This is a genomic window from Bacillus sp. EB106-08-02-XG196 (assembly GCF_013396335.1).
GTDB lineage: Bacteria > Bacillota > Bacilli > Bacillales > Cytobacillaceae > Neobacillus.
Window position 1 is genome coordinate 53,281 of record NZ_JABWSY010000009.1, and the last position, 26,080, is coordinate 79,360.

At 38.0% G+C, this 26,080-nt stretch carries 27 protein-coding genes; 7 read left to right on the forward strand and 20 right to left on the reverse strand.

Annotated features, from left to right (window positions below; translation table 11 throughout):
* Window positions 1–10 precede the first annotated feature (10 nt).
* Window positions 11–883 carry a MerR family transcriptional regulator gene (locus MLOOGBEN_RS15000; RefSeq protein WP_179159075.1) on the forward strand — a complete coding sequence of 291 codons (873 nt, stop codon included), beginning with the start codon at window positions 11–13 and terminating at the stop codon, window positions 881–883.
* Window positions 884–937: 54 nt separating this feature from the next.
* Window positions 938–1,465, forward strand: a complete 528-nt coding sequence (locus MLOOGBEN_RS15005) for a MerR family transcriptional regulator (RefSeq protein WP_179159076.1) — start codon at window positions 938–940, stop codon at window positions 1,463–1,465.
* Window positions 1,466–1,547: 82 nt separating this feature from the next.
* Here the strand turns inward: MLOOGBEN_RS15005 and MLOOGBEN_RS15010 are convergent, their stop codons facing one another.
* Window positions 1,548–2,522: an acyltransferase family protein gene (locus MLOOGBEN_RS15010; RefSeq protein WP_179159077.1), complete on the reverse strand. Its 975-nt coding sequence runs from the start codon at window positions 2,520–2,522 to the stop codon at window positions 1,548–1,550.
* A gap of 273 nt (window positions 2,523–2,795) precedes the next feature.
* On the opposite strand from MLOOGBEN_RS15010, the gene MLOOGBEN_RS15015 reads away from it, so the two are divergent.
* On the forward strand, window positions 2,796–3,773 hold the full coding sequence (locus MLOOGBEN_RS15015) for an NAD(P)H-dependent flavin oxidoreductase (RefSeq protein ID WP_179159078.1): 978 nt from the start codon (window positions 2,796–2,798) through the stop codon (window positions 3,771–3,773).
* A 50-nt stretch (window positions 3,774–3,823) separates the two neighbouring features.
* Here MLOOGBEN_RS15015 and MLOOGBEN_RS15020 read toward each other — a convergent pair whose 3' ends face one another.
* Window positions 3,824–4,309 (reverse strand): nitroreductase family protein, encoded by a 486-nt coding sequence (locus MLOOGBEN_RS15020; protein WP_179159079.1) that lies wholly within the window; start codon window positions 4,307–4,309, stop codon window positions 3,824–3,826.
* 147 nt (window positions 4,310–4,456) lie between these two features.
* Here MLOOGBEN_RS15020 and MLOOGBEN_RS15025 point away from each other — a divergent pair, with 147 nt between their 5' ends.
* Complete coding sequence (locus MLOOGBEN_RS15025; RefSeq protein ID WP_179159080.1) at window positions 4,457–4,795, forward strand: hypothetical protein; 339 nt, start codon at window positions 4,457–4,459, stop codon at window positions 4,793–4,795.
* A 33-nt stretch (window positions 4,796–4,828) separates the two neighbouring features.
* Here the strand turns inward: MLOOGBEN_RS15025 and MLOOGBEN_RS15030 are convergent, their stop codons facing one another.
* Entirely contained in the window at window positions 4,829–5,560 is a 732-nt protein-coding gene (locus MLOOGBEN_RS15030) for a M50 family metallopeptidase (protein WP_179159081.1), read from the reverse strand.
* Window positions 5,561–5,756: 196 nt separating this feature from the next.
* Between MLOOGBEN_RS15030 and MLOOGBEN_RS15035 the strand changes: the two genes are divergently transcribed.
* Window positions 5,757–6,887, forward strand: a complete 1,131-nt coding sequence (locus MLOOGBEN_RS15035) for an ABC transporter ATP-binding protein (RefSeq protein ID WP_256989114.1) — start codon at window positions 5,757–5,759, stop codon at window positions 6,885–6,887.
* Window positions 6,887–8,443 (forward strand): ABC transporter permease/substrate-binding protein, encoded by a 1,557-nt coding sequence (locus tag MLOOGBEN_RS15040; protein ID WP_179159083.1) that lies wholly within the window; start codon window positions 6,887–6,889, stop codon window positions 8,441–8,443. The genes MLOOGBEN_RS15035 and MLOOGBEN_RS15040 overlap by 1 nt, the downstream gene beginning before the upstream one ends.
* 26 nt (window positions 8,444–8,469) lie before the next feature.
* Here MLOOGBEN_RS15040 and MLOOGBEN_RS15045 read toward each other — a convergent pair whose 3' ends face one another.
* From MLOOGBEN_RS15045 to MLOOGBEN_RS15110, 14 genes are all read right to left on the reverse strand, one after another.
* Entirely contained in the window at window positions 8,470–9,087 is a 618-nt protein-coding gene (locus MLOOGBEN_RS15045; RefSeq protein WP_179159084.1) for a GntR family transcriptional regulator, read from the reverse strand.
* A 129-nt stretch (window positions 9,088–9,216) separates the two neighbouring features.
* Window positions 9,217–10,185: a VOC family protein gene (locus MLOOGBEN_RS15050; protein ID WP_179159085.1), complete on the reverse strand. Its 969-nt coding sequence runs from the start codon at window positions 10,183–10,185 to the stop codon at window positions 9,217–9,219.
* Window positions 10,186–10,209: 24 nt separating this feature from the next.
* Window positions 10,210–10,995 carry an SDR family NAD(P)-dependent oxidoreductase gene (locus MLOOGBEN_RS15055; protein ID WP_179159086.1) on the reverse strand — a complete coding sequence of 262 codons (786 nt, stop codon included), beginning with the start codon at window positions 10,993–10,995 and terminating at the stop codon, window positions 10,210–10,212.
* A 31-nt stretch (window positions 10,996–11,026) separates the two neighbouring features.
* Entirely contained in the window at window positions 11,027–11,536 is a 510-nt protein-coding gene (locus MLOOGBEN_RS15060; RefSeq protein WP_179159087.1) for an aromatic-ring-hydroxylating dioxygenase subunit beta, read from the reverse strand.
* Window positions 11,537–11,598: 62 nt separating this feature from the next.
* The gene (locus MLOOGBEN_RS15065) at window positions 11,599–12,903 is read right to left on the reverse strand and encodes an aromatic ring-hydroxylating dioxygenase subunit alpha (RefSeq protein WP_179159088.1); all 1,305 of its coding nucleotides are present in this window, start codon (window positions 12,901–12,903) and stop codon (window positions 11,599–11,601) included.
* 109 nt (window positions 12,904–13,012) lie between these two features.
* The gene (gene nadX / locus MLOOGBEN_RS15070; protein ID WP_179159089.1) at window positions 13,013–13,795 is read right to left on the reverse strand and encodes an aspartate dehydrogenase; all 783 of its coding nucleotides are present in this window, start codon (window positions 13,793–13,795) and stop codon (window positions 13,013–13,015) included.
* A gap of 16 nt (window positions 13,796–13,811) precedes the next feature.
* Window positions 13,812–15,257, reverse strand: coding sequence for an aldehyde dehydrogenase family protein (locus tag MLOOGBEN_RS15075; RefSeq protein ID WP_179159090.1), 1,446 nt, complete (start codon window positions 15,255–15,257; stop codon window positions 13,812–13,814).
* Between the two features lie 12 nt (window positions 15,258–15,269).
* Complete coding sequence (locus MLOOGBEN_RS15080; protein ID WP_179159091.1) at window positions 15,270–16,958, reverse strand: thiamine pyrophosphate-binding protein; 1,689 nt, start codon at window positions 16,956–16,958, stop codon at window positions 15,270–15,272.
* Between the two features lie 24 nt (window positions 16,959–16,982).
* Window positions 16,983–17,774 (reverse strand): SDR family oxidoreductase, encoded by a 792-nt coding sequence (locus tag MLOOGBEN_RS15085; protein WP_179159092.1) that lies wholly within the window; start codon window positions 17,772–17,774, stop codon window positions 16,983–16,985.
* 25 nt (window positions 17,775–17,799) lie between these two features.
* Window positions 17,800–18,714 (reverse strand): VOC family protein, encoded by a 915-nt coding sequence (locus tag MLOOGBEN_RS15090; RefSeq protein WP_179159093.1) that lies wholly within the window; start codon window positions 18,712–18,714, stop codon window positions 17,800–17,802.
* A gap of 110 nt (window positions 18,715–18,824) precedes the next feature.
* Window positions 18,825–19,364, reverse strand: coding sequence for a cupin domain-containing protein (locus MLOOGBEN_RS15095; protein WP_179159094.1), 540 nt, complete (start codon window positions 19,362–19,364; stop codon window positions 18,825–18,827).
* Window positions 19,365–19,510: 146 nt separating this feature from the next.
* A complete protein-coding gene (locus tag MLOOGBEN_RS15100) occupies window positions 19,511–20,791 on the reverse strand; it encodes an MFS transporter (RefSeq protein ID WP_179159095.1) in 1,281 nt (426 codons plus the stop codon).
* Window positions 20,792–20,987: 196 nt separating this feature from the next.
* Entirely contained in the window at window positions 20,988–21,776 is a 789-nt protein-coding gene (locus MLOOGBEN_RS15105) for an IclR family transcriptional regulator (RefSeq protein ID WP_179159096.1), read from the reverse strand.
* Between the two features lie 39 nt (window positions 21,777–21,815).
* Window positions 21,816–22,601, reverse strand: coding sequence for an alpha/beta fold hydrolase (locus MLOOGBEN_RS15110; RefSeq protein ID WP_179159097.1), 786 nt, complete (start codon window positions 22,599–22,601; stop codon window positions 21,816–21,818).
* A gap of 225 nt (window positions 22,602–22,826) precedes the next feature.
* Between MLOOGBEN_RS15110 and MLOOGBEN_RS15115 the strand changes: the two genes are divergently transcribed.
* Window positions 22,827–23,615, forward strand: a complete 789-nt coding sequence (locus MLOOGBEN_RS15115) for an IclR family transcriptional regulator (RefSeq protein WP_179159098.1) — start codon at window positions 22,827–22,829, stop codon at window positions 23,613–23,615.
* An 82-nt stretch (window positions 23,616–23,697) separates the two neighbouring features.
* Here the strand turns inward: MLOOGBEN_RS15115 and MLOOGBEN_RS15120 are convergent, their stop codons facing one another.
* From MLOOGBEN_RS15120 to MLOOGBEN_RS15130, 3 genes are read right to left on the reverse strand one after another with little or no spacing between them, the layout of a single operon-like run.
* Entirely contained in the window at window positions 23,698–24,450 is a 753-nt protein-coding gene (locus MLOOGBEN_RS15120) for an ABC transporter permease (RefSeq protein ID WP_179159099.1), read from the reverse strand.
* A 51-nt stretch (window positions 24,451–24,501) separates the two neighbouring features.
* Window positions 24,502–25,266, reverse strand: a complete 765-nt coding sequence (locus MLOOGBEN_RS15125) for an ABC transporter permease (RefSeq protein WP_179159100.1) — start codon at window positions 25,264–25,266, stop codon at window positions 24,502–24,504.
* Entirely contained in the window at window positions 25,259–26,068 is an 810-nt protein-coding gene (locus MLOOGBEN_RS15130) for an ABC transporter ATP-binding protein (protein WP_179159101.1), read from the reverse strand. Before MLOOGBEN_RS15130 ends, MLOOGBEN_RS15125 begins: the two co-directional genes overlap by 8 nt.
* Window positions 26,069–26,080: the final 12 nt, after the last annotated feature.

Genomic DNA, 26,080 nt, shown 5'->3' on the forward strand with positions numbered 1-26,080 from the left:
TTTGAATATTATGAGAACTTTCACGTTAAAGGAAGTTTCCAAAAAAATAAATGTTAAGCCAGCTACATTAAAAAAATGGGAAAAGGAACTTGAGGAATATCTTGATATACCCAGGACCAGACAAGGCGCTAGAATATATTCGGAGGTAGAATTAGATTTACTCTTGGATATTAAACAAATGTACGAAAATAAATTAAGCACAGAGATGATCCTACAAAACTTACAAACGAAGGATGAACCAGTAGAAAACGAGATTTCTGAACCCCCTTCCTCCTCTTTGCCAATTGTTTCAGAAACCATGCCCGAAGTAACGAATGAGGAAAATGCTATTAAGAATGCAGATCAATTTTTCGATGCCATGGATACTTATAAGCAAACCTTCTTAAGTGAGGTAAAAGATGAAATTCGAAGTGTTCTCCGTAAAGAGGTAGTAGAAGAAGTAAAAAAGGAAATCTCTAAAGGTACATTCTATACAGTGAAGTCCATTTCTGATTCCATCTATAAATCGTCAGCTTCGACAAAAGCAGAAATTGAGGGACTTTCGGAACACATTGAAAAATCAGCAGAACAGACGACAGAAAGACTTCATTATTTATCAAAAAGTATTGTCAATGCCTCACACGAAACTTCTGAAGAGATTTATACGTTATCAAAGCAATTGTCTGAATCTACGGAGGAACTTGCTCACTACGTAGATATTACAAATACAGAAATCATGAGTTTATCGGAAGTTATCGAAAAGGACCGTGAAGATCGCGGGAAAGAACGTGACCAATTCCGAAATGAAATCACGCAAAGAGAAGCTGCTTTTCAGGATTTATTAACAAGTTTTCGTGATGTAGCCGCTGCACGGGAAAAGAAATGGTGGAAGTTCTGGGAGTAAAATCGTCACGACACTTGCTGCTATGGTCAAATTTTTCAAGTGGAGGGGATCATTATGAACACTAGTGAAGTAGCAAAATTATTAGGGGTATCAGCAAGTACCATTCAACGATGGGTAAAACAGCTTGAACTGCCAATGGAGCGTAATGAACGGGGACATTATCATTTTAATAACGAGGATATTGATCTTCTAAGAAACATTCAAACACAAATTCAAAATGGGACCTTACTTCAAGAAATTGCACCTGTTCAGGAAAAGAAAACTAGGAAAGGAACTGTTAAAGCAGCTCCTGAGCCAAACGCAGAACTGGAAAGATTGTATACCATTGTTAACGAATTAGAAGCAAAGGTAAACTCAAAAGCAGATTCTGTCGCCTCCTATCAGCTCCTGCAGCACCGCAGGGAAATAGAAGAATTACAGAGTCAAGTCATAGACTTAACAAAAAAAGTGGAATCCCTACAATCACAGCTTTTTGAAATTATGAAAACCACCCTCCCTGAAAAACCTCTAGTATTAGAACATGGAAAGCTTAATAGAAAAAAGAAGAATTTGGTTAGTTCGTTATTTGGGTTTTTAGGGTAACTATAAAAGCATAAGCGCCTTGCATAGGGGCTTATGCTAGACAAAAAAAGAGCCGAATGTGTGTTCAGAACACATTCGGCTCTTATATTTTTAATTCAACAAGGGGCTGTGTATATTTTTTAATCATATAACTGCCAAGTACAATGCAAACCATAAAGGAGAAGACAATTAAAAATAAATAATTTTCTGAAATGGCATCCGGTAAAATAGATTGAATGGACTTAATGATAAACCCATGGAACAAGTAAACATATAGTGTTCTTTCACCTATTTTCGTTATTCGGTACTGATTCGATGGGATTAATGGCAAGAAGCCAAAAACGACAATTAAAGTTAAAACATATTGCCAAGCACGCAGCAGTCCGTCCGTAAGCTGCATTCCTCCCATGTTTTCATAAGAGGTGTCCCCTAACAGCCATGGAACAGCATTTTCAGGAAAACTTGAGCCAAAATATAAAAACGTAAAAATGATAATGATAACTCCCGCTGGAACAGCATACTTTGCCCCAATGATTCGTTTTAAATGGTCCCCGTTTAATAAGAAACCTAACAGAAAGTATGGAAAGAAAACAAACGTCCGAGATATACTCATAAAACTTCCTGCATCTTCAAAATAACCAATTGCAATTCCTAATAAAACCGAGATGAGCAAACCCACCCATTTTAATTTCGCAAATACATACAGCAGTAAATTCCAGAAAAATAAACTTAGTAAAAACCACAATGACCAATGAGGCTGGAACAGATTAAATTCAAGCGTTTTTTCCTTCCCCACTAAAAAATAAACCACAGAATAGATAATCTGAAAAATAAAATAAGGAATCAAGATCTTTTGAACAGATTTAAGCAAGTACCCTTTATTTTTAAAACCTTTGGCAAAATATCCGGAAATCAAAATAAATGCTGGCATATGAAATAGAAAAATCACGGTATATAAAGTAAATAAAACCTTATCTTGATCCTTATAAGGGCTAATCATATGTCCGAAAACAACAAGAAAAATTAAAATAAATTTTGCATTATCAAAATACTTACTTCTACTTGTAGTCGAAGCCATCCTATCCCTCCAAAACAAAAAGATATTGTAATAAAATTTTTAGATTGTATTTACACTATTTTACCTCAGTAATATTACAGAGTGATTGAATATAAATTACTTTCTATGTCAGTGAATTTACAATTTCAAAATAATAATCGAAATGTCCTATGCTTAATTAACTATTTATTGGTAATAAATTCTACAACCAACTTTTAGGACCTGATGATAAAAATCACATACACAAAAAAAGATTCATGATAGTATTCAGGGTAAGTTTTAAATTCTTAAACAATGAAACGGGGTTATAAATTGAACTTTCCACAATTAAAAATTGCACATATCATGCCAAAGGTTCCGGTTTTTCAAGGAGGAATGGGTGTTGGTATTTCATTAAGTAAACTGGCTTCTGCGGTTGCAAATGCTGGAGGAGTTGGAATTATCTCAGGTACTGGTATTACAACGGATGAAATGCGTGATCATATTAGAAAAGCAAAAAGTCTTGTAAAAGACGCAGGTTATATTGGCGTAAATGTCCTGTTTGCAATGAATGATTTTGCAGAAAAAATGAAAGCGGCTCTAGAAGAAAAAGTTGATTTTATTATTTCAGGGGCAGGAATTTCAAGAGATATGTATGCTTGGGGCAGACAGGCTGGCATACCCGTTATTTCGATTGTTTCTTCAGCCAAATTAGCAAGAATTTCAGAAAGACTCGGCGCTGCAGCGGTAGTGGTAGAAGGCTTCGAGGCTGGCGGACATCTTGGAACTGACAGACCGATGTTTGACATACTTCCAGAAGTAGTGGAAGCTGTATCGATTCCTGTTCTTGCTGCTGGTGGTATCATGACTGGTGAGGATATCGCCAAAGCCCTTTCAATGGGGGCTTCTGGGGTTCAGATGGGCACCCGATTTGTAGCAAGTGAAGAATGTGACGCTCCGCTTGCATTTAAACAGAAATATGTTGATGCTCGTAAAGAGGATACTTTGTTAGTCAAAACAACTGTCGGCTTACACGGGAGAGTAATTTCTAATAACTTTTCTAAATTAATCAGTGGCCCAGACAAATTAAAAATTGCCAAATGCCATGATTGTTTAAAAAATTGCTCCTATCGTTTCTGTACGCTCGATTCCTTACTTGTATCTGTTGGCGGAGATGTGGAAAATGGACTTGTCTTTGCTGGTGCACGGGTAGATGAAATCAAGGAAATCCTCCCTGTCCAGCAAATCATGGATAATCTAACGACAGAATATCAAAACGCTATTCAACAATAAATTAGCTAAATAAAAAGAGACAACCACATTTTTGAGGTTGTCTCTTCTCATTAAGGTAAATTTTTTACTTTATTCATGATGGATGTTCTTGATTTAGCTTCTGGAATAATTTTAGGATAACCAATTCCCAATACACCAACTAGGTCATAATTTTCAGGAACTTCTAGTATTTCCTGGTTTTTTGCAGTAATTCCGATAGATGACCAGAAAGTACCTACACCTTCGGACCATGCCGCTAAATTAAAGTTTTGAACAAAGCAAGCTGTTGCCAAGGCGTTTTCCTCTTTCTCAACCGCCGAGGCACCATGTTTAGATACTACTGCAATAAGTATAGGCGCATTTCCAAAATCCGTCTTATGTTTAAGTTTTGCCCTCGTATCAGGACCGATAAAATATACTTCCCAGGGTTCTGTCATTCTGTGATTAGGAGCCATTTTCGCTGCCTCTAACCATGAGTATATCAAATCAAGCTGAACAGAATCGGATTTAAATTTTTTGATATTTCGCCGGCTTTTAATAACTTCAAGAATATCCAATGTATCCCCTCCTCTAACGGTTGAAAAACCACATTAATCTATCCTATGTTGCTTTTATAAAAATATTAATACACCCTAAGGATTCTGATTTTTATCTGTCACTAATTCCTTTGCCCTGAATAATATATGGGCGAGGAGGCGAATATAATGAATAATATTCACTATGGACCTATTGGCAATCCAGGCTATCAGGGTCAAGAATATAACGATTATCGAAATATCATGAATACATGCCAGCGTTATATGAATTATCATGTGGTTGGTCAAATGAACGATGGCACTCAAATGAATGGTATACTCCAAGACATGGATGATGAAGGAGTTACAATGCTCGTTCCTGAGGATGTCGATGACGACTCCGATGACATGAGATATGGCGGGTACGGTGGTTACGGAAGACGCAGGTTCCGCCGTTTTAGAAGACGCCGCTTTCCATACAATGTCTTTGTATTCCCATTTTTCTTCCCATTCCCTTATTACTATTAATATAGAAGGAGCTCGCCATTACGGTGAGTTTTTTTAATAATAATCTTTTGTTCCTTCTAACTGATATTTCGGCTGTACATCTACCGCACCAATACTGAACAATCCTCTCTTGAATCCAAGAAAGATGAAAAAAAGTGACTGAGCAAAGAAGAATATCCCCCATCCTTGAGCTGGTATAAATGCTGTTAATTGAGATAAGTTTGTTGCGTCCCCAGCTGCATGCGGCTGAATTAAACTAATGATGAAAATATCATATGCGGTACTTACAGATTCTACTAAAATGACACAGGAAATTAACAATACAAGGTTTTGAATTACCTTTTGACTTCCTTTAATAAGCAAGGCTAGAAATAAAGTACCAAAGGATGCAAGCCAGAATAAACCATAGAAATTACGGACCCATAAGATAAAATTGATTACAATCAAACCTAAAAGCATATCGATAAAAAGTGTATGTTTTTTCTTTTTAATTAACCAAAATGATACATATGCCATCAACGATGAAATCAAATAACCTGCTGCACAAGTGATAAAGTCAATAATCCAAATTGATTGTGTGCCGTGTGTAACTCCATCTCCATTCATAAACAATGAAATGGATTCAACATTACCCCCAAATAGAGCAATAAATGCGTGACCAGATTCATGGATCACCGTATTAATAATTCTAAAATAATCACCTATTATCGGAATGTGTATTAAAACAAATGCCAACCCAAGGAAGAGGAAAAATTTAATACTAAGCTTTTCTTTTATATATTCCAATTTACTTTCCCCCTCTTTTCACTAAGCTTCCTTTTTTATTTCCATCTTAACATTTTTCTTTATATTCCGAAAATTTTACGTTCTATTATCTGGCAAAAATGTGACCGAAAAAATAGAGCTCGATTCGACAAACCAACAACCTATACGTTAAGATTAAGTTGTTGATATTCGCAACCGTTATTATTTTTTAGGAGGAATGAATTTGATAGAGTTTAAAGATATTGTAAAGAAATATAGAAATAAAACGATTATTAAGCCTTTCTCGGTTGATATTGAAGCTGGTCAACTCGTTGTTTTTATTGGACCCAGCGGCTGTGGGAAAACGACATTACTAAAGATGATTAATAAATTAATTCAGCCATCTGCAGGTAAGATTTTTGTGAACGGTAAGGATATTTCCAATATAGATGCCATCGAGTTAAGGAGAAATATTGGCTATGTCATCCAAAATACAGGTCTCTTCCCCCACATGTCGATTAGAGAGAATTTGGAATTAATCCCAAAACTAAAAGGTGAAGACCCAAATAGAATTGCTGAGAAAACCGAGGAACTTCTCCATGTAGTTGGATTAAATCCTAGTGAATTCTTAGACCGTTTTCCAAAGGAATTAAGTGGCGGACAGCAGCAAAGAGTTGGGGTAGCAAGAGCCTTTTCAACGGATTCAGATATTATTTTAATGGATGAACCCTTTAGTGCCTTGGATCCCGTAACAAGAAACTCGCTGCAGGATGAACTGGTTCAAATGCAAAAGGAACTAAACAAAACCATCATTTTTGTCACCCATGATATGGACGAAGCCATAAAAATAGCCGACAAAATTTGTATATTAAAAGACGGCGATATTCTCCAGTTCGACACTCCTGAAAATATTCTCAAGAACCCAGCCAATGAATTTGTCGAAGGATTTATAGGAAAGAGAAGAGTTTGGAATAACCCTGAATTATTAATGGCTGAAGATATTATGATTCCTAACCCTGTAAAGATTACTACTAAGCGAACCGTTTTACAGGCTATTGAGATAATGAAATCCAACAAGGTCGACAGCTTAATGGTAACCGACAAAAATAATATTTTAATAGGATTGGTGACTTTAAAAGGAATTCAACTACTAAACCGAAATTCTGAGATTGATAGTGTTATGGAGAAAAATGTACTAGCTGTATCTGAGGATAGTAACTTAATTTCCATTTTGGCAACGATGAATGAACATAAAATTGGCTATGTGCCTGTTATTAATCATTCGAAGCAATTAACTGGACTTATAACCAGAAGCAGTATTTTATCGGCTTTAAGCAGCCAACTAATTGATTTGAAGGTGGCCTTTTAATGAGTGACTTTTATAACTATTTAAGTGGAAACTACGAACAGATTATTGATTTACTAGGCCAACATATTTATTTAAGTATTATTTCCGTCCTCGTTGCGGTAATTATCGGGATTCCGTTAGGCATTTTGATCTCACGGCAGCCAAAGCTGTCAAAGCCGATTATTGGAACAACGAACGTCATCCAGGCAATACCAAGTTTGGCCTTACTTGGATTCTTAATTCCCTTTATTGGTATTGGCAGTGCACCTGCCATTGTAATGGTTGTCCTATATTCACTTCTTCCAATCGTAAAGAACACCTATACAGGATTAACGAATATAGATCCTGACATTCTGGAAGCCGCCAAAGGTATCGGTCTGACCAAGAGTCAAACAATGAAAAAGGTTCAGCTGCCGTTAGCTTTTCCGATGATTATGGCGGGTATCAGAATTTCTGCCGTAACAGCAGTCGGATTGATGACCATCGCAGCATTCGTGGGTGCAGGAGGCCTTGGTTATCTCGTATTCTCTGGTGTACAGACCGTTGATAATTACATGATTCTTGCAGGTGCAATTCCAGCCTGTATCCTTGCCCTTTTAATCGACTTTGTTGTTGGTAAACTTGAAACGTCATTTTCCTACACAAATAAACGAAAATCCGCATCTAAAACGAGTAGCAAAGTAAAGCGTATCGTAATCGCATTTGCTAGTATATTCATAGTTGCTGCTGGTGCCTTTACCGTTTATTCAAAGGCAAATGCTGCAGATAAAATTGTCGTAGGCTCAAAGAATTACACTGAACAATTGATTCTTGGGAATATGTTGGCTGATTTAATTGAAGGTAAGACGGATATTGAGGTAGAAAGAAAAATGAATCTCGGCGGCTCACAGGTAGCTTTTAGTGCTATCAAAAATGGTGATGTAGATATGTTTGTAGAATATACAGGGACCGGACTTGTAAATATTCTCAATCAAAGCCCACAAAGTGATCCTGACAAGGTTTATGACTATGTAAAAAAAGAATTCAAGGAGAAGTTTGGTATCGACATGTTAAAACCTCTTGGATTCAATAACACATATGCATTAGCAGTACGTCAAGATACGGCTGAACAATATAATTTAAACAACATCTCCGATCTTGCTAAAGTAAGTGAAGGCATGATTATGGGTCCTACCATTGAATTTCCAAATCGGGAGGATGGATTAATTGGTCTTTCTAAGACCTATAATTTGAAGTTTAAAGATGTAAAAGCGATAGACGGTGGATTGCGCTATACTGCGCTTGATAATCATAAGAGTGATGTCATCGATGCCTTTTCTACTGATGGGTTAATTGAAGAATTTGGATTAAAGGTATTAGAGGATGATAAAAACTTCTTCCCTCCTTATTATGCTGTTCCCATTGTCAAAGAAGAGACATTAAAAGAGTACCCCGAACTAAAAGAAGTACTAAATTCACTTGCTGGTATACTGACAGATGATAAAATGCGAAAGCTTAATTACAAAGTTGACAGCCTGAAGGAATCACCAGCAAAAGTAGCAAGAGAGTTTTTAAAAGAGGAAGGTTTAATAAAATAATCGAAGCCGGCGCTGCCGGCTTTTTTTTAATCCTCCATAAAATGGACAACTCTCTCATAAGTATCATCATCCCCAATAATGAGAAGAACGTCCCCTTCAAGAATCAATGCATATGGCCCTGGAGAGATAATCAATTCTCCCTTTCTCTTCATACCTATCACGGTTCCACCTGTATTTTGCCAAAATTTCACTTCTGAAATCGTCTTTCCGATATGTACACAACCAGGAACTACCTCTACTTCAATTGGTGCTAATGGATTGGTATGTCGAAGTTTTGTAGAATAATCCATGATTTTCCTTACTGTATCAAAAAGCTGCTCATCTAATTTATCTCGCTCGGAAATTAGGGTATTAATTTCTTTCTCAAGATCTTTGATGCTTGCCAAATTCAAAAAGCGATGGATATATTTATAGGCATTCTCACGAGAAGAAATAACAATCCCGCTGCCCTTTGTTGATTGAACAATCTCCACATCTTCTAATATCTTTATCGCCCTTCTTACTGTCTCAGGAGAAACTTTATACTCACTTGCCAATGTAGATCTTCCGTGAATCCTTTCACCCACTTTGAATTTACCATCGTAAATTCGATTTGCTAAGTCGATTGCTATCCGTTCATAAGTTGGTATTTGTGCCCTTTGCATATATTCCTCCACGAAACTGAGTCAATTTTATTTTATTATTCCACTATACTCTAAAAAAATTGTCGATGCGAACAGATAGATTAAACTTCAAAAAAAAGTGCCAGGCACCCGAGGTGTCTAGCACTTTTTTTACGAATCAAATCTTACTAGTAATTCAATGATTACTTTAAAGTCCGAGGTGGTATCCATATATGCATATCTGCCTTTTCCATTGTAGAAATTCCCGGTTTGAATGACGGGATACCCCATATCCTCTAGAAGCTTAATTTTTTCATCCATGTTTTTTATTACAAACGAAATATGATGAACACCTTCTCCATGTGTTTCAAGGTGTTGTTTCCAAGTGCTTGGAGAAAGACCTGGCTCAATTAATTCAATTTGAAGCAGAGGAGTGTTAATAAACATATATCTAGAATCACCTTCGGTTGGCTCTCCTTCAAAAACAACCTGGGTAAGCTCGCTTTGTCCGGATTGAATAACTTGTGGTTTTTCAACACCTAGTAGTTTACAGTATGCCTCGGCTGCTGCATCGAGATCTTTTACAACAATCGCTAGTTGCTCAACCTGATTTGTCCCAAGCAAAGGTTCATAGGATTCTTTACTTGGCTCTGTATCCCGTGGTTCAGCACTTTCAAGGAGTTCTACCAGTGTTTTATGGTCATTCAAGGTATCCACATATACATACCTGCCGTCACTTGAAGTAAATTCACCACTTTGGAGCAATGGATATCCACTTTCTTCAAAAACCGGAAGTTTTTCCTTAATAGAATCCACATCAAAGGCAATATGATGGATTCCTTCTCCAACTGTATCTAAAAATTCACGCATTGTACCTGGTTCTTCATTTGGTTCGATTAGTTCAAACTGTACGGTTGGTGTATTCATAAATACTAATTTACTTCGAGAATTCGTTGGCTTGCCGCGAAAAACCATTTTGGAAACCGCACTATCACCTGTTAGGAACCATGCAGGTTTTGGAATTCCTAGAAGTTTAGCAAACAATTCTGACGTCTTCTCAATATCGCGAACAACAAAGGCAAGTTGATTGATTTCATTATTACCTGCCAAAGGCTTTTTTTCTGTTAAAGATTCAGTCAAAATGATCACCTCTAATTCTTTTTTTCAACCTAGTCCACGGACAGATAATCCACCATCACTCGAGATAACTTCTCCAGTAATCGCCCTTGCGTTATCGGAAGCAAGCAGCAAGTAAGCTCCTACATGATCTTCAGATGACATTGCAATCCGAAGCGGGTTTCGTGATTTAATACTTTTTTCTTTTGTCTCGTTATCTACCATTTTTACAAATGGCTGCAGCGGAGAAATGACATTTAGTGCTGTCAACGTTCCTCCCGGAGCAACAGCATTCACTCTTATATCAGGAGCAAGCTCAAACGCAAGCTGGCGCATTAATCCAATTTGTGCGTGTTTGCTGGCGGTGTACCAGACTCCTCCTCCATCAGGATAGAACCCCGCACCTGACACAGTGAAAATCATATTACCGCCTGTTTTCTTCAATTCCTCCACTGACGCTTTTGCCCCATTGAAATATCCTTTTACATTGATGTCAAACAGGAAGTCATATGCATTTGACATTGCTTCGGGAGTAACAGTTTGGAATTTAGCAAACCCATCAAAAACACCAGCATTCGCAACAAAAACATCTAACTTCCCAAATGCTTCCACGGCCATTCGAACTGCATCAGCGTGTGCTTGATAATTCGTAACATCTCCCTCAATACATTGCACAGAATCACCAAACTGCTGCTTTAGTTGATTCAGCCCCTCTAATGATTTATCGAGAACGGTAAGCACTGCCCCTTCTTTCACAAAGGCTTCTGTTACAGCCTTTCCGATACCAGAGGCACCACCGGTCAAATAAACTGATTTACCACTTAACTGAGCCATATAATACTGCTCCTTCCTGCTGCTAAAGCCATTACACAAAGATAGCTAGATTTCGTGTATTAATCGTCGTTTGATCGACAATGAAAAAGCGTTTCGATAGTTTCCATTCACCATTTTCATAAATAAATTCATCTTGTCGTTCACCAGAAATTAAATCGTGATGAATATCGGTGCTGCGGCTCCGGTAAATCATCAAATAGCTGTTTACTACTGCTTTTTCATTTGGTACATAATCTATCAGCCGCACATTGTTCACTAATCTTCTAGTCCGAGAAGGAGGAATTTCAGCCCATGCATAATCCGTTTTTAGACGATCCACACGAATTTTCAATAATTCAATGTCATCATCAAATGCAAACATATCCAAGGCATAATCTGGACGTTCTATACCCTCTTTGTTAACACGAACCGGCATTTGATATTTTAATGTTGGGTGCATTAAGCTAAACCACCCATCAAAATCGATATCATCTAACAGTTTAGCTTCCCGATAAAGCCATTGTTCAAATTCATAGGTCGCTAGCATCCTCTCAATTGTCATAACTTCTCCCTCAATCCTTTAATATTTTTTTGATAAAGGTCATGAAAAGTGTGAGAGCAATCTCACTTCGTCATTAAGTCAAGCCAGTAACGATAAAAATTTCTTTGATTGGCTTCAGTAAATTTATCATCATAAACGACACCTGGGCCAACGAATTCTGTTACTGGTTTACGGTGCAAGCCCATCGTGTAATTAAATGTCAGCTGTTTTACTAATGGCATCGTACCAGAGGCAGCAGCTGTAATGTCTGTGAATACTTCTGTGTCATCCTGTTCAAAAATACCTGAAGGGCTAAATGTTAGAATAAATGATTCTCGTGAGCGTCTCTTCCAATCCTCTGGAGCATTTTTCTCAACTAAAAACCATGTAATTACTTCCATTTTATCCACAGATATTGGTCTCCAAATTCGCATTGAGGTATTAGAGATTAACTGGCCTTTAATTTTTGTATGAGAAATTAAAAACGATAGGTTAGGAAAGATGTTTCCAATCATATTCTTTAGATTAGATAGAACCTCGTATTGTTCTTCTGTTAGATTTTCTTTGTACTCATCCTTTAGTTCTTCAGGGAAGGCAAAGTCTGGATTCGGTGTGCCAAGGTTTAAGCCATGCCCATTAGTGGTGTGGATTTGATAACCTTTTTTCGAATAAGTCGCACTTGGAACCATTCCTAATTTGGCAATAGAACCGTGAGTAACCATCGTATGATAGGAATCACCTACGAAGTTATCTGCTCCGATTTTCCAATTAGAATGAATAACGAATCGTTGCGGCGGTCCCATTACTTCCATTTCTGCTCTTCCTGCAAATATATCAATATACCATTTAAAATCTCCTAAAAAAGCCTCTAAAGACTCTGCTTCATCATTCCAAGTCCCAAACAATAACCCTTTGTATGACTCCACTCTAATTTTGTGTAGACCCAGCTGGGATTTATCTAAGCTATCCCCGTAAATGTCCTTTTGGAGCGGAACACCCACACAATCTCCATTGTTTTTAAAATTAAAGCCATGATAAGGACAAGTAAATAATGACTTATTGCCAGCATCTGCGCGACAAAGCTTCATCCCCCGGTGTGTACACATATTGTACAGGCCGCGGATTTGATTATCAGCACCTCGAGAAATAATGACGGAATAGCCAGATACATCCCTTGTGATAAAGTCATTTTTGTTCGGAATTTCCGATTCATGTCCAATGAATACCCAAGTTTTTAAAAATATTTTTTTGTGCTCTAAATCATATATCGTTGGGTCACCTAGAAGATAGGCAGGAATGGCTCCATTTTCAGGTTTAACGCTTTCATTTAAGTATTCAATGGCTTCTTTTTGAGACATCTCTTCTAAATTTATGTTCGTTTTGTACATTGCCTTTTCCCCCTAAATATATTTTTACGTTGCCATTCATTCAGGGGAAAAAGCAATTAATAACGTTTACCCCTGTATGTTATTATTAAGTATTTTTCCAATAAATAATTTAGCCAACTTGGATAACAGCATCTTTATTTTTTAATGATGACAATACACTAAGAGCAGCCAAATAACTCGTTTTTGGATTGTTCGGCATAGGATCATTTTCTACCTTTAGAGATAATCTGCCAAATGATCCTGTTGCTTCGATACTATGACTATTATTCTTAATACTAGGATCAGAAATGATTTTTACTCGGGTTTTATTTGGCCCTAATCCTGCAAGTGACAAAATGATTGAAACATTGATGTTTTTTGGGAACAACTCAATGGCATCACGAGCAGAACCCTCAAAAAGAATCTTTTCTATATCCAATGGTGCACCCGGTAAAGCCTGGGGCGGCTTTCTTGTAATAATCGAAACACTGTACAGTTCGCCATTGGATTTCGCTGCTTTTAAGACATCTAGTCCTCCAATTGCACCGGAGGGGAGGTATATCTTTTTGCCATTCTCATTGCAGATTTCTTCAAGCGTTTGAATAAAATTCAGATCACTGAGAGCACCAACACTGCTAAGTACTAAATCCTTACCACAGCTTAGAACCTGAGCAGCATACTCTTTTACCACTTCGACAGTAGCAGCTTCGATAACTAAATCTATATTCGACTGTAATAGTGATTGAATATCTTCAAAAACTTCAGTATCAAATTCAGATGCTAGCTGCTGAGCCGAACTTGGATTGCGGGTATAAATGCCAACAATTTTAGAATTTACCAAGAATTTATTAGTATTAATGCTTTGAAGTAGGAATCTGCCAATGTTTCCACCGCCGATTAGGCCGATATTCATCTGACATTCCTCCTTATCAATTGGCTAACCCGTATGAATCTGCAAAATACTCTAACCCACAGTGCCTTATTTCACGAGATAGTCCACTTTCTTTTAGACCTGGGAAATCAAGATGGAGGTCTTGGAAAACGGTATGGTTATTATGAAAAACAGCTCCTGCTTCTAATTGGTCTGCTAATTGGATTGCCAGTTCCGAATCCTCAGTCCAAACTGACGCTCTTAAGCCGAATTCACTGTCATTTGCGAGCTTAACGGCTTCTTCTACTGTTGTAAAAGGCAAAATTGGAATGACAGGACCAAATTGTTCTGCACGAACAATTTCACTATTTTGATCTGCACCTGTAATAATCGTTGGTAAAATAAAGTAACCTTGATCCCATGATTCAGGGTCTATCTGAATTCCAGCTGAAATGATAGTTGCACCCGAATCAGCTGCACGTTCAATTAATCCTTTAACATAGTCATATTGCGATTTATTATTTAAAGGTCCCATCTCAACATCAGGCTGAATTCCGTTGCCAACCCTGATTCTTTGAAATTCCTTTTTAAGCTTTTCTATGATTTCCTCATATCTTGACTCATGTACATAGATCCTTTTTATAGCTGAGCATACTTGGCCTGCAGCACGAAGTACACCAAATCGAAGGCGCTTAATACTGTCTTCATCAAGATTGGCATCTTCAAGAATAATGGCTGCATCATTTCCACCAAGTTCCATATAGAGGTTCTTTACCGTACCTGAAGCTGCACGCATGATATCTTTTCCTGTTTCGGTACTGCCCACGAAAGCAATCGTCTTTACTCTTGGATCAGAACAAAGTGCCTCACCAATCACACCACCCGAACCTGTTACGACATTAACAACTCCTGCCGGGAAATAGGAAGCCAGCACCTTTAAAAATGACATAATTGTCAGAGGACAATTTGTAGCTGGCTTAACCACTACAGTGTTTCCTGTTAAAACAGCTGGTATCACTCGCTTAAAAGTTAATATCATCGGCGAGTTCCAAGGTGAAATAATGGCAGCGACACCACGTGCACGTTTTCGAATTTGCACCTTTTGATTGCCTGGCAAACTTTCAGGCTTCCACCATTCAAGCAATTCATCTGCTGCTTGGTGCATAATATCTACACAGCGCAGCAAATCTTTCTTTGCTTCCACTAGTACTTTTCCATTCTCTCGTACTAGTAAGGTTACATTTTCTTCAACGATTGCTTTTATTTCCTCCGCTGCCAAATGCATGCTGCTTGCTCGTTCCTCAATATCACTTCGCGACCAGGTCTCGTATGCCTTTTCGGCAGTTGCAATCGCATGATCGACATCTGCTTTGGAACATAAAGCTACTTCCCCGACAACTTCATCTATATTTGCTGGATTGATGACATTAGCTTTTTTTTCTGTTTCATACCAATTACCGCCAATCAAGTACTTACCTGAAACAAATGGATATGTTGAGATCATTCTTTTCCCCCCTTAAAGCTTTCTTGGTTTGAATGCATCTGCTGCGCCTGGAGGTCCTCCAAATGGCTTAGCCATTGGTCCAACAGCTTCCATATCAACCACAATAATGGTTGGCTTTTTAGTATCAACTGCTTTTTCAAGTGCTGAAGCAAATTCATCAGGTGAGCCGATTCTAGTAGATTCATATCCCATAGATTGTCCTAATAGTACAAAATCAGGACTTAAGAGATCGACTGCTACTTGCCGTCCGTAGGCAGCATCTTGAATATTACGGAGTACCCCATAGCCAGCATCATCGAACAATACCACGATTAATGGTAAATTTTCTTGAGCAGCAGTTGCCATTTCTCCTACATTCACCATAAATCCGCCATCACCAGCCATCAACACCACTTGACGGTCTTTAAATGCCATTTGTGCGCCAATGGCTGTAGGTAATCCCTGGCCAATTCCTCCACCAGAGGCATGAATAGAAGTACGAGGTTCATAGATTTCAAATAATCGACTTCCCCATACATTTGCTTGGACGGTTACATCGCGTACTAATATAGAATCTCGCGGCAATACTTTTCGCATGCCATCTAGAATTTGTTCATATGGACCAAGAGTTGCTCGTAATGCTGCCCGCAATTCTTGACGAACCGTCTGTACTTCATCTAGATATGCAGGGTCAGGATTTATTTCTATTTGGGATAAGTCTTGAATGATTGTATTAAGGATTTGCTTGGCATCCCCTACTAGCCCATTGGTAGCTTCGTAGTTTCTATTAATAGCCTGCCAATCTGCATCTATGGCAATATGTTCTTTCGGAACAGATACTTTCCAGTTCGCCGTTTCATTTCCTCTAAATCTTACACCAATACTAATCAATAAATCAGAATCCTTTAATAACTTTTTCGTTAACTCATAAGCAGCAAAGTGACCGATACACTGAGGATGATCTTCTGGTATACTTCCTTTACCTGATTGACTTGTAATAACAGCTGCACCAATTATTTCTGCTAATTGCTTCACTTCATTCGATGCACCTGCGGAAATCACTCCTCCGCCTGCCCAAATAACAGGACGGCAGGCATTACTGATTTTGGCTACGATTTCTTTGGGTAAATCTAATGCTATATGGCTCGTTGGTGCTGCGAATCTGACTTCTTCAAGAGTATGATTTGGAATAATTGCAGATTGAAAATCGATGGGAATTTCAAGCGATACTGGTCCAGACGGAGCAGCTAATGCATCTTGAATCGCTTGTCTAACTACAGCAGCTGTTTGCTCCGGTTTTCTTAAACGAAGTGCCTTTTTACAGGCTCCTTCCATCATCGACAACTGATCCTTACACTCGTGAATATATCCTCTTCCTGTACCTAAGTATGGAGAAGCCACTTCACCAGTTAAATGCAGAACAGGCACGCCTGCTGCCCAAGCTTCAATAAGTGAACCTGCAGCATTTCCAGCTCCAGTCCCCGTACTAGTAATGACGACACCTAATTTACCAGTTGCACGGGCATAACCGTCAGCCATATTAACTGCTCCGCTTTCACCGCGAGAACAAACGAGGTGAATGCTTCCTTCACGAAGAATTGCATCATAGATCGGCATGTTATGGATGCTGACAATTCCGAAAGCTGTAGATACACCTGCTCGTACTAATTCTTGAACAACAGCATCTGCCGTTGTATATTCCATTTGAACTTGTGGACTCATGATTTACTCCTGCCTTTAATCATATTAAAGCGCTTTACCGAGCGCTCCTGCCGTTTCAATTGTTGAACCTGATACATAACTCGCCTGCTTTGAGGCTAAAAAAAGAATGACACTTGCAACCTCTTCTGCTTCTCCTACCCGACCTAATGGAATATTTCGCTTCTTTGCTAAATCAGCATAATATTCTTCTGGATCTATATCAGAAGCATTTTTCATTCTTCTTCGCTCCCATTGATCGGTTCGTATTAAACCTAAGCTGACTGAGTTTACTAGAATATTATCTGGTGCAAGCTCCTGAGAAAGAGTTTTACTTAAATTCAATAATCCAGCTCTTGTTGCAGCTGTCGCAATCATATGTCTTTCAGGCTCTTTCGCTAGTGTAGCGTTGATATTAATAATTCTTCCACCGCCACGCTTGACAAGATATGGATGGACAGCCTTAACTGCATAAATGATGGCGAAGTATTTTAATTGAATTTGTTCCATCCACTGTTCGTCACTGACGTCAAAAAAATATCCCATTACACTTTGCCCTGCTGCATTCACCAAGATATCAATACCACCAAAATTAGCAGCAGTACCATTAATAAATGCATTAACATCATCTTTATTCGTTACATCACAGGTTGCCCCATAAATAGAGTCAGCGGACCCGAACTGTAATAGGTAATCTATAGCTTTTTCTTTCCGCTCATTATTTCTGCCGCATATTGCTACATTGGCACCTTCTTGTAGGAACATCTCAGCTGTTTTTAAACCGACACCTGATGTTCCTCCCATAATAACAGCCACTTTTCCTTTTAAACCCAAGTCCATATCAACACCCCTTATTATCAAACCTTTAGAGCAGTGCTTTCACGTTTACCCATCCAAGGTCAGGTTCTCCACCCATCGCTGCGCGGGTTTCTGGCTTCGGAGGTCCAGCAATTCCCCATTGGTCCATCAAATGAGGGACACGCTTCCAAACACGGGCTCTCCATTCACTTTCATCTTCAATTGTCTCTAAATAACAGGTATATTCCATGACAAACTTTGCGGGATCCTGGAAGTAACAGAAAATATTATCGCCAGGACCATGACGTCCTGGTCCCCAAATCTCTTGATATCCAGCCTTCCTGACATTGGCAATTCCACGCATAACTTCATCAACTGTATCTACTTCATAAGCGATATGGTTTACTGATGCATGTTTATCTTGATTAAATGCGAGTGAATGGTGCTTCCGGTTACAGCGAAGGAAAGACATCTGATGCTCGCTCCAGTCGGTAACTTTAAAGCCGATAATATTCGTATAAAAATCGGTAATCATATCAAGGTCTGCTGTATTCATTACGACATGGTTCAGTTTAACGGGGTCAACATTTTTTTTGTTCCATATGGTGGTATGCATCTCAACCCATGCTGATAATTCGATACAGCGATTTTCAGGATCAACAAACCGCAGTCCATAACCTTTTCCTTCTTCATCTAGATAACCAGGATCAGTTATTATTTTTACTCCTTTGGAAGCAAGGAAATCTGCTGCTCTATCAACGGCATTTTTATCGACCATTCCAAAAGCGATATGGTGCAGTCCTCTCTTTTCACCTGCATGTAAGCTTAAAATGTGATTTTCAGGGCCAGCACCACGAAAATATACGGTTTTTTCGTCTTGCGCTACTTTATCTAATCCCCAAATTTTCTCATAAAAATCTGCTTGTTCTTGTAGAACTGGGGTAATTAAACCAATATGTCTTAAGTGGGTAATACCAACCATATTTACACCTCCATTAATGCTTCTAAAACAACAACTTAATTTAATAGGGATGATCCCAGCGAAAGTTAGAGGACCATCCCCATCAAAGAAGATTTTTTTATAAAATGCTTTTATTTATTTCCGTTGATAATTGCTTCTCTTTCTTTTGCACGTTGGATACGAAGCTCTTCAAGTGCACTGCCTTCTACATAAGTTGGCAGGTTTGGTTTTACTGCTCCGAGCATTACAAGCATTAACGCTTCTTCGTCGCCATCGTTGTGAATGCCGCGGTATACTCCTGGAGGGGAGCTAATGCAATCCCTTTCATTTAAGCGAATTTCGTGCACTTCATCTTTTCCTACCTCTTGAATAAGCGCTTTCACACTGCCCTTAAGAATGAAGAAAACCTCTTCCACATCATCATGTAAATGCAGGGGACCAATACATCCTGCTGGGAGAACCATTGTGCTTAGTGTGAAATGTTCAGCTGCAATAACATTTGAATCATTATTAGCTGTAGCTCCACGACCGATATATCTCATTTGAGCTCTTTTGTATTTTGGATCAATTTCTTCTTGAAATTTTAAAACGTTCCAATCTAAACTACGATCTTGTAATCTAGCCACATATTTCTTTTCAAACTCTGCTACATTAAATTTTTCTTCTGCCATCAAAAACACTCTCCTATAAATTTTTATTTTGTTTTATATATAAAACATTGTTTTTCATTTAAACCAATTTTAATTCCCAATCCTTTAATTGTCAATTAAAAAGATTAAGAAAATTCAAAACGCTGTTTTATATTAGTAACCATTTCTTAAATTATAACTCTATTAGAATTCACTTTATGGCTTCGGACCTCGACCGCTTCTTTTTTCAATGTAAAGAGATACGCTGCAAAACCAAATCCTGCCGCCACAATCAACATCACAATTGATGGTCCAAAGTCACCACCTGAAAGATCACGAAGCCAGCCCATAATATAGCTTGAAAAACCTCCAAGTATGTTTGTGAACCCCATTAAGCCTGCAGCACGACCTGCTGTTGCTGGTGTAGAATATTTAACAATAAATAAATTACTTAAATGGAAAACCCCGCCCTGCGTTCCCATTGCAAGTCCCATACAAATTCCTGCAATAACAGGATGTGGAGCAATTATGGCTAACGCTAGAAAAATTGCAGTCAAACTGAATAATATAGTAGCGAGTAGGCTAGGACGCTTCGTTTTGTCCGCTAAATATCCGCAAGCTAGTACGAAGCCTAGTGCAAACAGCCAAGATAATGATGTGATACCCGTCATGGCCTCTCTTGAGAAGTTTTTTGCTTCAACTAAGTAGGTAGGGAGCCAAATACTGATTCCAAAAAATAAAAATGAAGACATAAGCATTCCAAACCAAACAATCCAATAACGATAATCTTGCGTAAAATTTTGCTTTGGCTTTATTTTTTCATTTGGATCGGGAGTGCGAATATACGCTAATTCCTTTTGATCAATACGGTGATGTTCTTCAGGAGTATCTCTGGTTAGAAATACAAACATCGGAATGACAATAAAAAGGTTTAATCCAGCTAAAAAGAAAAATGCAGTTTCCCAATGAAAAGTAGCGATTACTAAGCTTAATATAACCGCTCCGCAGGCAGGTCCAAAGTAGTTTCCAGCCAGCCACGAAGATTGTGCTCTTCCAAGTTCGCGATGGTTAAACCAATTGGATATAAATTTCCCACATACAGGAATCATCATCCCTTCACCAAATCCTAGGATTACTCGGCTTACAAGAAACATCTCATAGGAAGTTGCCAGCCCCCCAAATATCATCGTGATTGTCCAAATACAGAGGCCCATGATAGCTGTTTTTCTAGCTCCTAGTCTATCAATAATAAAACCCCAAAATAGATTAGAAAAAGCATAGGACACTGTAAAGATGAAAGTGATGAAGCCAATCTTTGCGTTCTTATCTGCCCCTGTCATACCAAGGTCTTCCAGGAAGCCCGGATCTGTTTGGATAATTGAAATGCCTAACTTATCAATTTGTCCAAAAAACCAAAAGAAAAAGATTGGGACTGCAATATAAAGCCACCTTTTGTTCCCCATCAACATATAATTCCCCCTCAAATAAATTATGTTTTATATAGGAAACAACGTTTTTCCTTAATTTAATTTTAAATTTATAAGAATATTATGTCAATACATATTTCGAAAAATGTTTCATTACCAAAATAGCGTTTTACATACAAAACTAAATCAATTATTAATCACAAAAAAAAACTTGCGTTTGCAAGCCTTTTCTATCTATCTAGTTTTTCAATTGATAGCCCATATAGCTGGATAATTTAGCTGATGTTTCTAATGCTCGAGGCAGTGCTACCTTCTCAATAAATTCATTATGGAAGGTTGTTTCAGTAGCTACTACATTAACAGCTGCCAAAACTTTTCCAGTGCGATCGAAAATCGGTGCTGCCACTGATTGAATTCCTAACGTTAATTCTCCTTTGGTAATCGCATATCCTTTATTACGGATTCCTTCTAATTCTTCCTGTAAATCTAGTAAATCTGTTTGAGTCCTATCTGTATATGGTTTTAGGTTTGAGCCATATAAAACCATATTTAGTTGCTCCTTCGATTGATAGGCAAGCTGGACCTTTCCATTTGCTGTTGCATGAGCCGGGAGTCTAAGTCCAATATTAACATTAATGGCTGAAATACCTCTAACAGGGGCGCTCCCTACATAAACAACTTCATGTCCATCCAATATCGAAAGATGACAGGATGCTCCTGTTTCATCTCTTAAGGTTTCAATATATGGCTGCGCAATTTCTGGAAGCTTTAAACTGCTTAAGTATGAAAATCCAATTTCTAAAACTTTAGGTGTTAAACTGTATCGCTTGGTAGCTTCATCTTGAGCTAGGTATCCAAGTGATTGAAGAGTAAATAATAACCTATAAGGGACTGTGCGACTTACCTTTAGTTCTTTTGCAATTTCTACCAAGGATAATGTCTGCCGTTCCTCACCAAACAACTTTAATATTTCTAATCCTCTTACTAATGCATTGGCATTATATCGTTCTTTTTCATCCTTTGTCATCAATCAAACACCTCCCTCGAGCGGTCAATATACTGTGATTTATTTAAGAAAGTCCAAAACAATTTTATTAAAGCTGTTCGGATCTTCCTGATAACATAAATGTCCTGTACCCGGAATGATTACGAACTCTGAATTTTTTAACTGATTGTGGAAAATCTCTGACTCACTTACCGGTGTTACCTTATCGAGTTCTCCACAAATGACGAGTGTCCGAGTCGTAATAGAGGATAATATGTTCATTTGGTTTAAATGAAATAAAGAATATGCAACGGAGCGGTACCCCATTGGTCTTACCTGTGACATAATCCTTTCCGCTTCCTTTTTAACTTCCGGGTCAGGATTGGGGGACAGAAGCTCCTTCACTCTTTTTGCTGCAATTTCCTTTGGATCTAATGTATTAATATTATTAAGGCGTGCTGCTAGTTTCTTTTGATTTTCTTCCATACTTAACGATGCGGATCCCCTTGTAGCATCTGAGATGATTAAAGTCTCCACCATTTCAGGAAATCGATAACAAAAATCAAGTGCAATCGCAGAACCCATCGAATGTCCTAAGAGAGTTACAGATTTATAGTTTAGGGCTTCAATAAAACCTTTTAAAATATCTGCAAACTGACGAAACTCCTTGAATTCCTCTTTTGGGTCTGAACTTTTTCCATATCCAGGTGCATCCCATGCGATAACCGTATTTTTTTCACTTAATCCTGCTAATTGTTTTTTCCAAGATTGAGAATTGTTCCCCATTCCATGGAGTATGATTATTGGGTTTCCATTCCCTTCCTTCTCATAATGAATGGATAAATCCTCTACGGGTAAATACGGCATTTTTCTACCTCCTATATACTTTTTTGTTTTTTTGGCAAAACACCGTTTTACTTTTACATAATATAACATTTTTTCAAATAGTCAACGGAATTTTCGGATTAATCGACATTTTTATAATAGTTAAAAGACGCGGGACAGGAAAATGTTGTATAATATTAACGAATCTTGTAATGTAACAGCGAATCTATTTGAAGCAACTACCGTCTTACTAGGAGTGATATATATATGTCTGAAGATAAAAATGATCGATACTTATCCAATTCTCTTGTTCGAGGTTTAGAAATATTAAAGATGTTTAATGGCGATATGCCTACACTTTCATTATCCGAAATAGCTAATAAGCTTAATGTTAGCCGTACTACTCCTTACCGAATCTTGTTCACGCTTCAATCCTTAGGTTATATTAGGCAGGATGAACTAACAAAAAGATATGAACTGACGCCTAAAGTCCTTGAACTAGGGTTTACCTATTTGAATACAATGCCTTTGTTAGACTTAGCACGACCTTACTTAGAAGAACTCAGAGACGAAACGGGGTTATCAACACATCTCGGAATACTAGAGGGTAATGAAGTGGCTTATGTCGCAAGGGTTCCTGGAAAAGGTGTATCAACTGTCAATGTTACCGTTGGCTCAAGACTTCCTGCACATGCTACGGCTTTAGGCAAGGTATTGCTTGCATTTCAGAAAGAAGAAAAATTAACCGCCATGCTAAACGGGAATGAATTAAAGTCGTATACCGGTAAGACAAAAACAGAACTACTAGCATTAGAAAAAGAATTAACAGAAATTAAGGAAAAGGGATATTCTACAAGCGATGAAGAATTTGAAAACGGAATATTTTCTGTTGCTGCTCCCATAGTAAATAAACAGGGTCATATTATTGCTGCAATCAATGTTGTAGCACCTGTGGCCGTCTGTAAAGATGATTTTATTACGGAAACGGTTATTCCAGCATTACTAAAACAGGCAGACCAACTTTCTTCCTATTCAGGTTATCACCAACATAATTAAGTTTTTAGCAGGGGATATCGATATTCATTTCCATCAACAGGAGCAATGAATATCGATATCCCCTCCTTCTTATAAAAATTTGTTAATGCCAAAAGATAAACTTTTTCTGTATTACATCGAGAATAACACTCATTAAATAACCTACTATAGCTATCAGCATTACGGATGCTAATACATTTTCTTGAACGAGTGATGAAGACATAAAACTTAGTAAATATCCCATTCCTTCTGTTGAACTAATCATTTCTGTCAATATTGAAATAATGAGTGCAAGAGGAAGTGCAATTCTCAAGCCCGTAAAGATAGATGGCGCTGTTGCAGGTAGCAATACCTTCCAAAACATGTTAAAATGATTGGCTCCCATATTCTGTGAAGCCCATACATAGATATGGTTTACCCTTAGTGCACCATAGTAAGTATTAATAATAATAGGAAATAAGCATTCCAAAACGATTAAGAAAATCTTTGAACCTGAACCAATACCAAGCATAAAAACTAGAATGGGGTATAACGCAACCCTAGGGATGGGATAGCCAATTGAAAGCATCGGCTGCATCAATTTATTCATTACATTAAATCGGCTCATCATAATTCCCAGCGGGACACCAATCACAGCTGCAATCGTAAATCCACTTAATACACGCACCATCGTTACCGATAAGTTATCCCAAAGCAGTGGTGACAAGGCAAGATCGTACGCCACCCCTATCACAACAAACATGGATGGGAATAGCCTTTCTGGCATAATACCAAGTGCAGCGATAACTTCCCATACAATCAATAAAATAAAAATAGATTGATAGTCTAATATTTTATTCCAAAACTTCTTTATCATCCTTTCACCTCTTCAAGTCCCTTGTAAGTTCCTCTCATAATCAACTTGAGATTATGCTTTATTTACATCCCACCATAATACTTTGCCTCGAATGGTAAGTAACAGTTTATCAAAGATAAATCCCAGTAATCCGATAAATGCTACACCAGCAAACATATAGTCTGTTCTTCCACCTAGATCAGCATTAAGAATCAAGAAACCTAATCCAAAACCGTTTGCAGCGCCAATAATCTCTGATGAAAACATCATGACAAAGGTCAATCCTAATGAAACTCTTAATCCATCAAATATCTTTGGAAGTGTAACAGGAAATACAATTTTTCTTAATAATTGCAAAGTACTTGCTCCCATATTTTGTCCTGACCAAAGATAGACTTGCTTGATTGATTTTACTCCGTCCCTTGTTGCAACAAAGCATGGAAAGAACGCAGTTAAAAAGATAATTAATATCCGAGTTGTATCTGATATTCCAAACCAAACCATTAAGATCGGGAGTAATGCAATCTTTGGTATTGGGTTTAAGGTGTTAACAATTGGATCAAAAAATGTTCCCACTCTTCGATAGTACCCTGCTAAGATTCCTAGAGTAACACCCACGATAACAACTAACAAAAAGCCCATTAGTGATCTAAAAAGACTTGAACCAACATGATTTAATAAATCTCCATCCACCCAAAGCTCACCCATTGATTTAATAATGGCTAAAGGGCTGGATAAGTAGGTTGGGAACCATTGAAAGACAGCTAGGAGTTCCCAAATTAAAAATATAACCAATAGCTCAATAACAGCAATCATTCGGAGAAGTTTATTATCCATTGACTACCTCCGATACAATTTGTACTGGTTTATGATGCTCTTGATGAAGCAGATCCCAAATTTGATTACGATAATCTCTGAATTCAGGAGATTTATAGAGATTTAAATCTCTAGGTCGCGGAAACTTAATATCAATAATCTCTGAAATAACAGCTGGTCTGCCGGAAAAAACAACAACGGTATCACTTAAGAATACGGCCTCTTCGATATCATGGGTAACAAATAAAACACTTTTCTTCGATTCACTCCAAATTCGTAGCAATTCAACCTGCATTTCCTCTCTTGTTTGTGCATCCAATGCACCAAAAGGTTCATCCATCAACAAAACTTCAGGATCGAAAGCTAGTATGCGGGCAAGCGAAATTCTCTGTCTCATCCCACCTGATAGCTGCGAAGGTAATTGATTTCGAAAATCCCATAGGCGCACCAATTTCAAATACCTTTCAACAATCTCGTTTTTCTCCTTCTTCGGCATCCCTTGAATATCTAATCCCCAAGCAACATTATCAAATACATTCAACCATGGAAACAGGGCAGATTCCTGAAACATCATTCCCCTGTCTGGGCCAGGCTTTTGAACTTCTTTTCCTCTTACTTTCACTTTACCGGACGACTTTTCAATAAATCCCCCGACGATGTGTAGAAATGTGCTTTTTCCGCAGCCGCTCGGCCCAACGATACTAACAAATTTACCTTCAGGGATTGTTAAACTTACATCTTTTATTGCAATTGTTTCTTCTTTTTTAGTGGAATAAACCTTTCTCAAATTCTCAATTTCCATTGCCGCGTTCTTTTTGGTCATTTGTTCTCCTCC

Coding starts and splice junctions, on each gene's coding strand:
- MLOOGBEN_RS15000 (WP_179159075.1), top strand. CDS start 11: ATGAGAACTTTCACGTTAAAGGAAGTTTCCAAAAAAATAAATGTTAAG.
- MLOOGBEN_RS15005 (WP_179159076.1), top strand. CDS start 938: ATGAACACTAGTGAAGTAGCAAAATTATTAGGGGTATCAGCAAGTACC.
- MLOOGBEN_RS15010 (WP_179159077.1), bottom strand. CDS start 2,522: ATGGCTTCGACTACAAGTAGAAGTAAGTATTTTGATAATGCAAAATTT.
- MLOOGBEN_RS15015 (WP_179159078.1), top strand. CDS start 2,796: ATGAAACGGGGTTATAAATTGAACTTTCCACAATTAAAAATTGCACAT.
- MLOOGBEN_RS15025 (WP_179159080.1), top strand. CDS start 4,457: ATGAATAATATTCACTATGGACCTATTGGCAATCCAGGCTATCAGGGT.
- MLOOGBEN_RS15035 (WP_256989114.1), top strand. CDS start 5,757: ATGAATTTGATAGAGTTTAAAGATATTGTAAAGAAATATAGAAATAAA.
- MLOOGBEN_RS15040 (WP_179159083.1), top strand. CDS start 6,887: ATGAGTGACTTTTATAACTATTTAAGTGGAAACTACGAACAGATTATT.
- MLOOGBEN_RS15045 (WP_179159084.1), bottom strand. CDS start 9,087: ATGCAAAGGGCACAAATACCAACTTATGAACGGATAGCAATCGACTTA.
- MLOOGBEN_RS15055 (WP_179159086.1), bottom strand. CDS start 10,995: ATGGCTCAGTTAAGTGGTAAATCAGTTTATTTGACCGGTGGTGCCTCT.
- MLOOGBEN_RS15060 (WP_179159087.1), bottom strand. CDS start 11,536: ATGACAATTGAGAGGATGCTAGCGACCTATGAATTTGAACAATGGCTT.
- MLOOGBEN_RS15065 (WP_179159088.1), bottom strand. CDS start 12,903: ATGTACAAAACGAACATAAATTTAGAAGAGATGTCTCAAAAAGAAGCC.
- nadX (WP_179159089.1), bottom strand. CDS start 13,795: ATGAATATCGGCCTAATCGGCGGTGGAAACATTGGCAGATTCCTACTT.
- MLOOGBEN_RS15075 (WP_179159090.1), bottom strand. CDS start 15,257: ATGATCTCAACATATCCATTTGTTTCAGGTAAGTACTTGATTGGCGGT.
- MLOOGBEN_RS15080 (WP_179159091.1), bottom strand. CDS start 16,958: ATGAGTCCACAAGTTCAAATGGAATATACAACGGCAGATGCTGTTGTT.
- MLOOGBEN_RS15085 (WP_179159092.1), bottom strand. CDS start 17,774: ATGGACTTGGGTTTAAAAGGAAAAGTGGCTGTTATTATGGGAGGAACA.
- MLOOGBEN_RS15090 (WP_179159093.1), bottom strand. CDS start 18,714: ATGGTTGGTATTACCCACTTAAGACATATTGGTTTAATTACCCCAGTT.
- MLOOGBEN_RS15095 (WP_179159094.1), bottom strand. CDS start 19,364: ATGGCAGAAGAAAAATTTAATGTAGCAGAGTTTGAAAAGAAATATGTG.
- MLOOGBEN_RS15100 (WP_179159095.1), bottom strand. CDS start 20,791: ATGTTGATGGGGAACAAAAGGTGGCTTTATATTGCAGTCCCAATCTTT.
- MLOOGBEN_RS15105 (WP_179159096.1), bottom strand. CDS start 21,776: ATGACAAAGGATGAAAAAGAACGATATAATGCCAATGCATTAGTAAGA.
- MLOOGBEN_RS15110 (WP_179159097.1), bottom strand. CDS start 22,601: ATGCCGTATTTACCCGTAGAGGATTTATCCATTCATTATGAGAAGGAA.
- MLOOGBEN_RS15115 (WP_179159098.1), top strand. CDS start 22,827: ATGTCTGAAGATAAAAATGATCGATACTTATCCAATTCTCTTGTTCGA.
- MLOOGBEN_RS15120 (WP_179159099.1), bottom strand. CDS start 24,450: ATGATAAAGAAGTTTTGGAATAAAATATTAGACTATCAATCTATTTTT.
- MLOOGBEN_RS15125 (WP_179159100.1), bottom strand. CDS start 25,266: ATGGATAATAAACTTCTCCGAATGATTGCTGTTATTGAGCTATTGGTT.
- MLOOGBEN_RS15130 (WP_179159101.1), bottom strand. CDS start 26,068: ATGACCAAAAAGAACGCGGCAATGGAAATTGAGAATTTGAGAAAGGTT.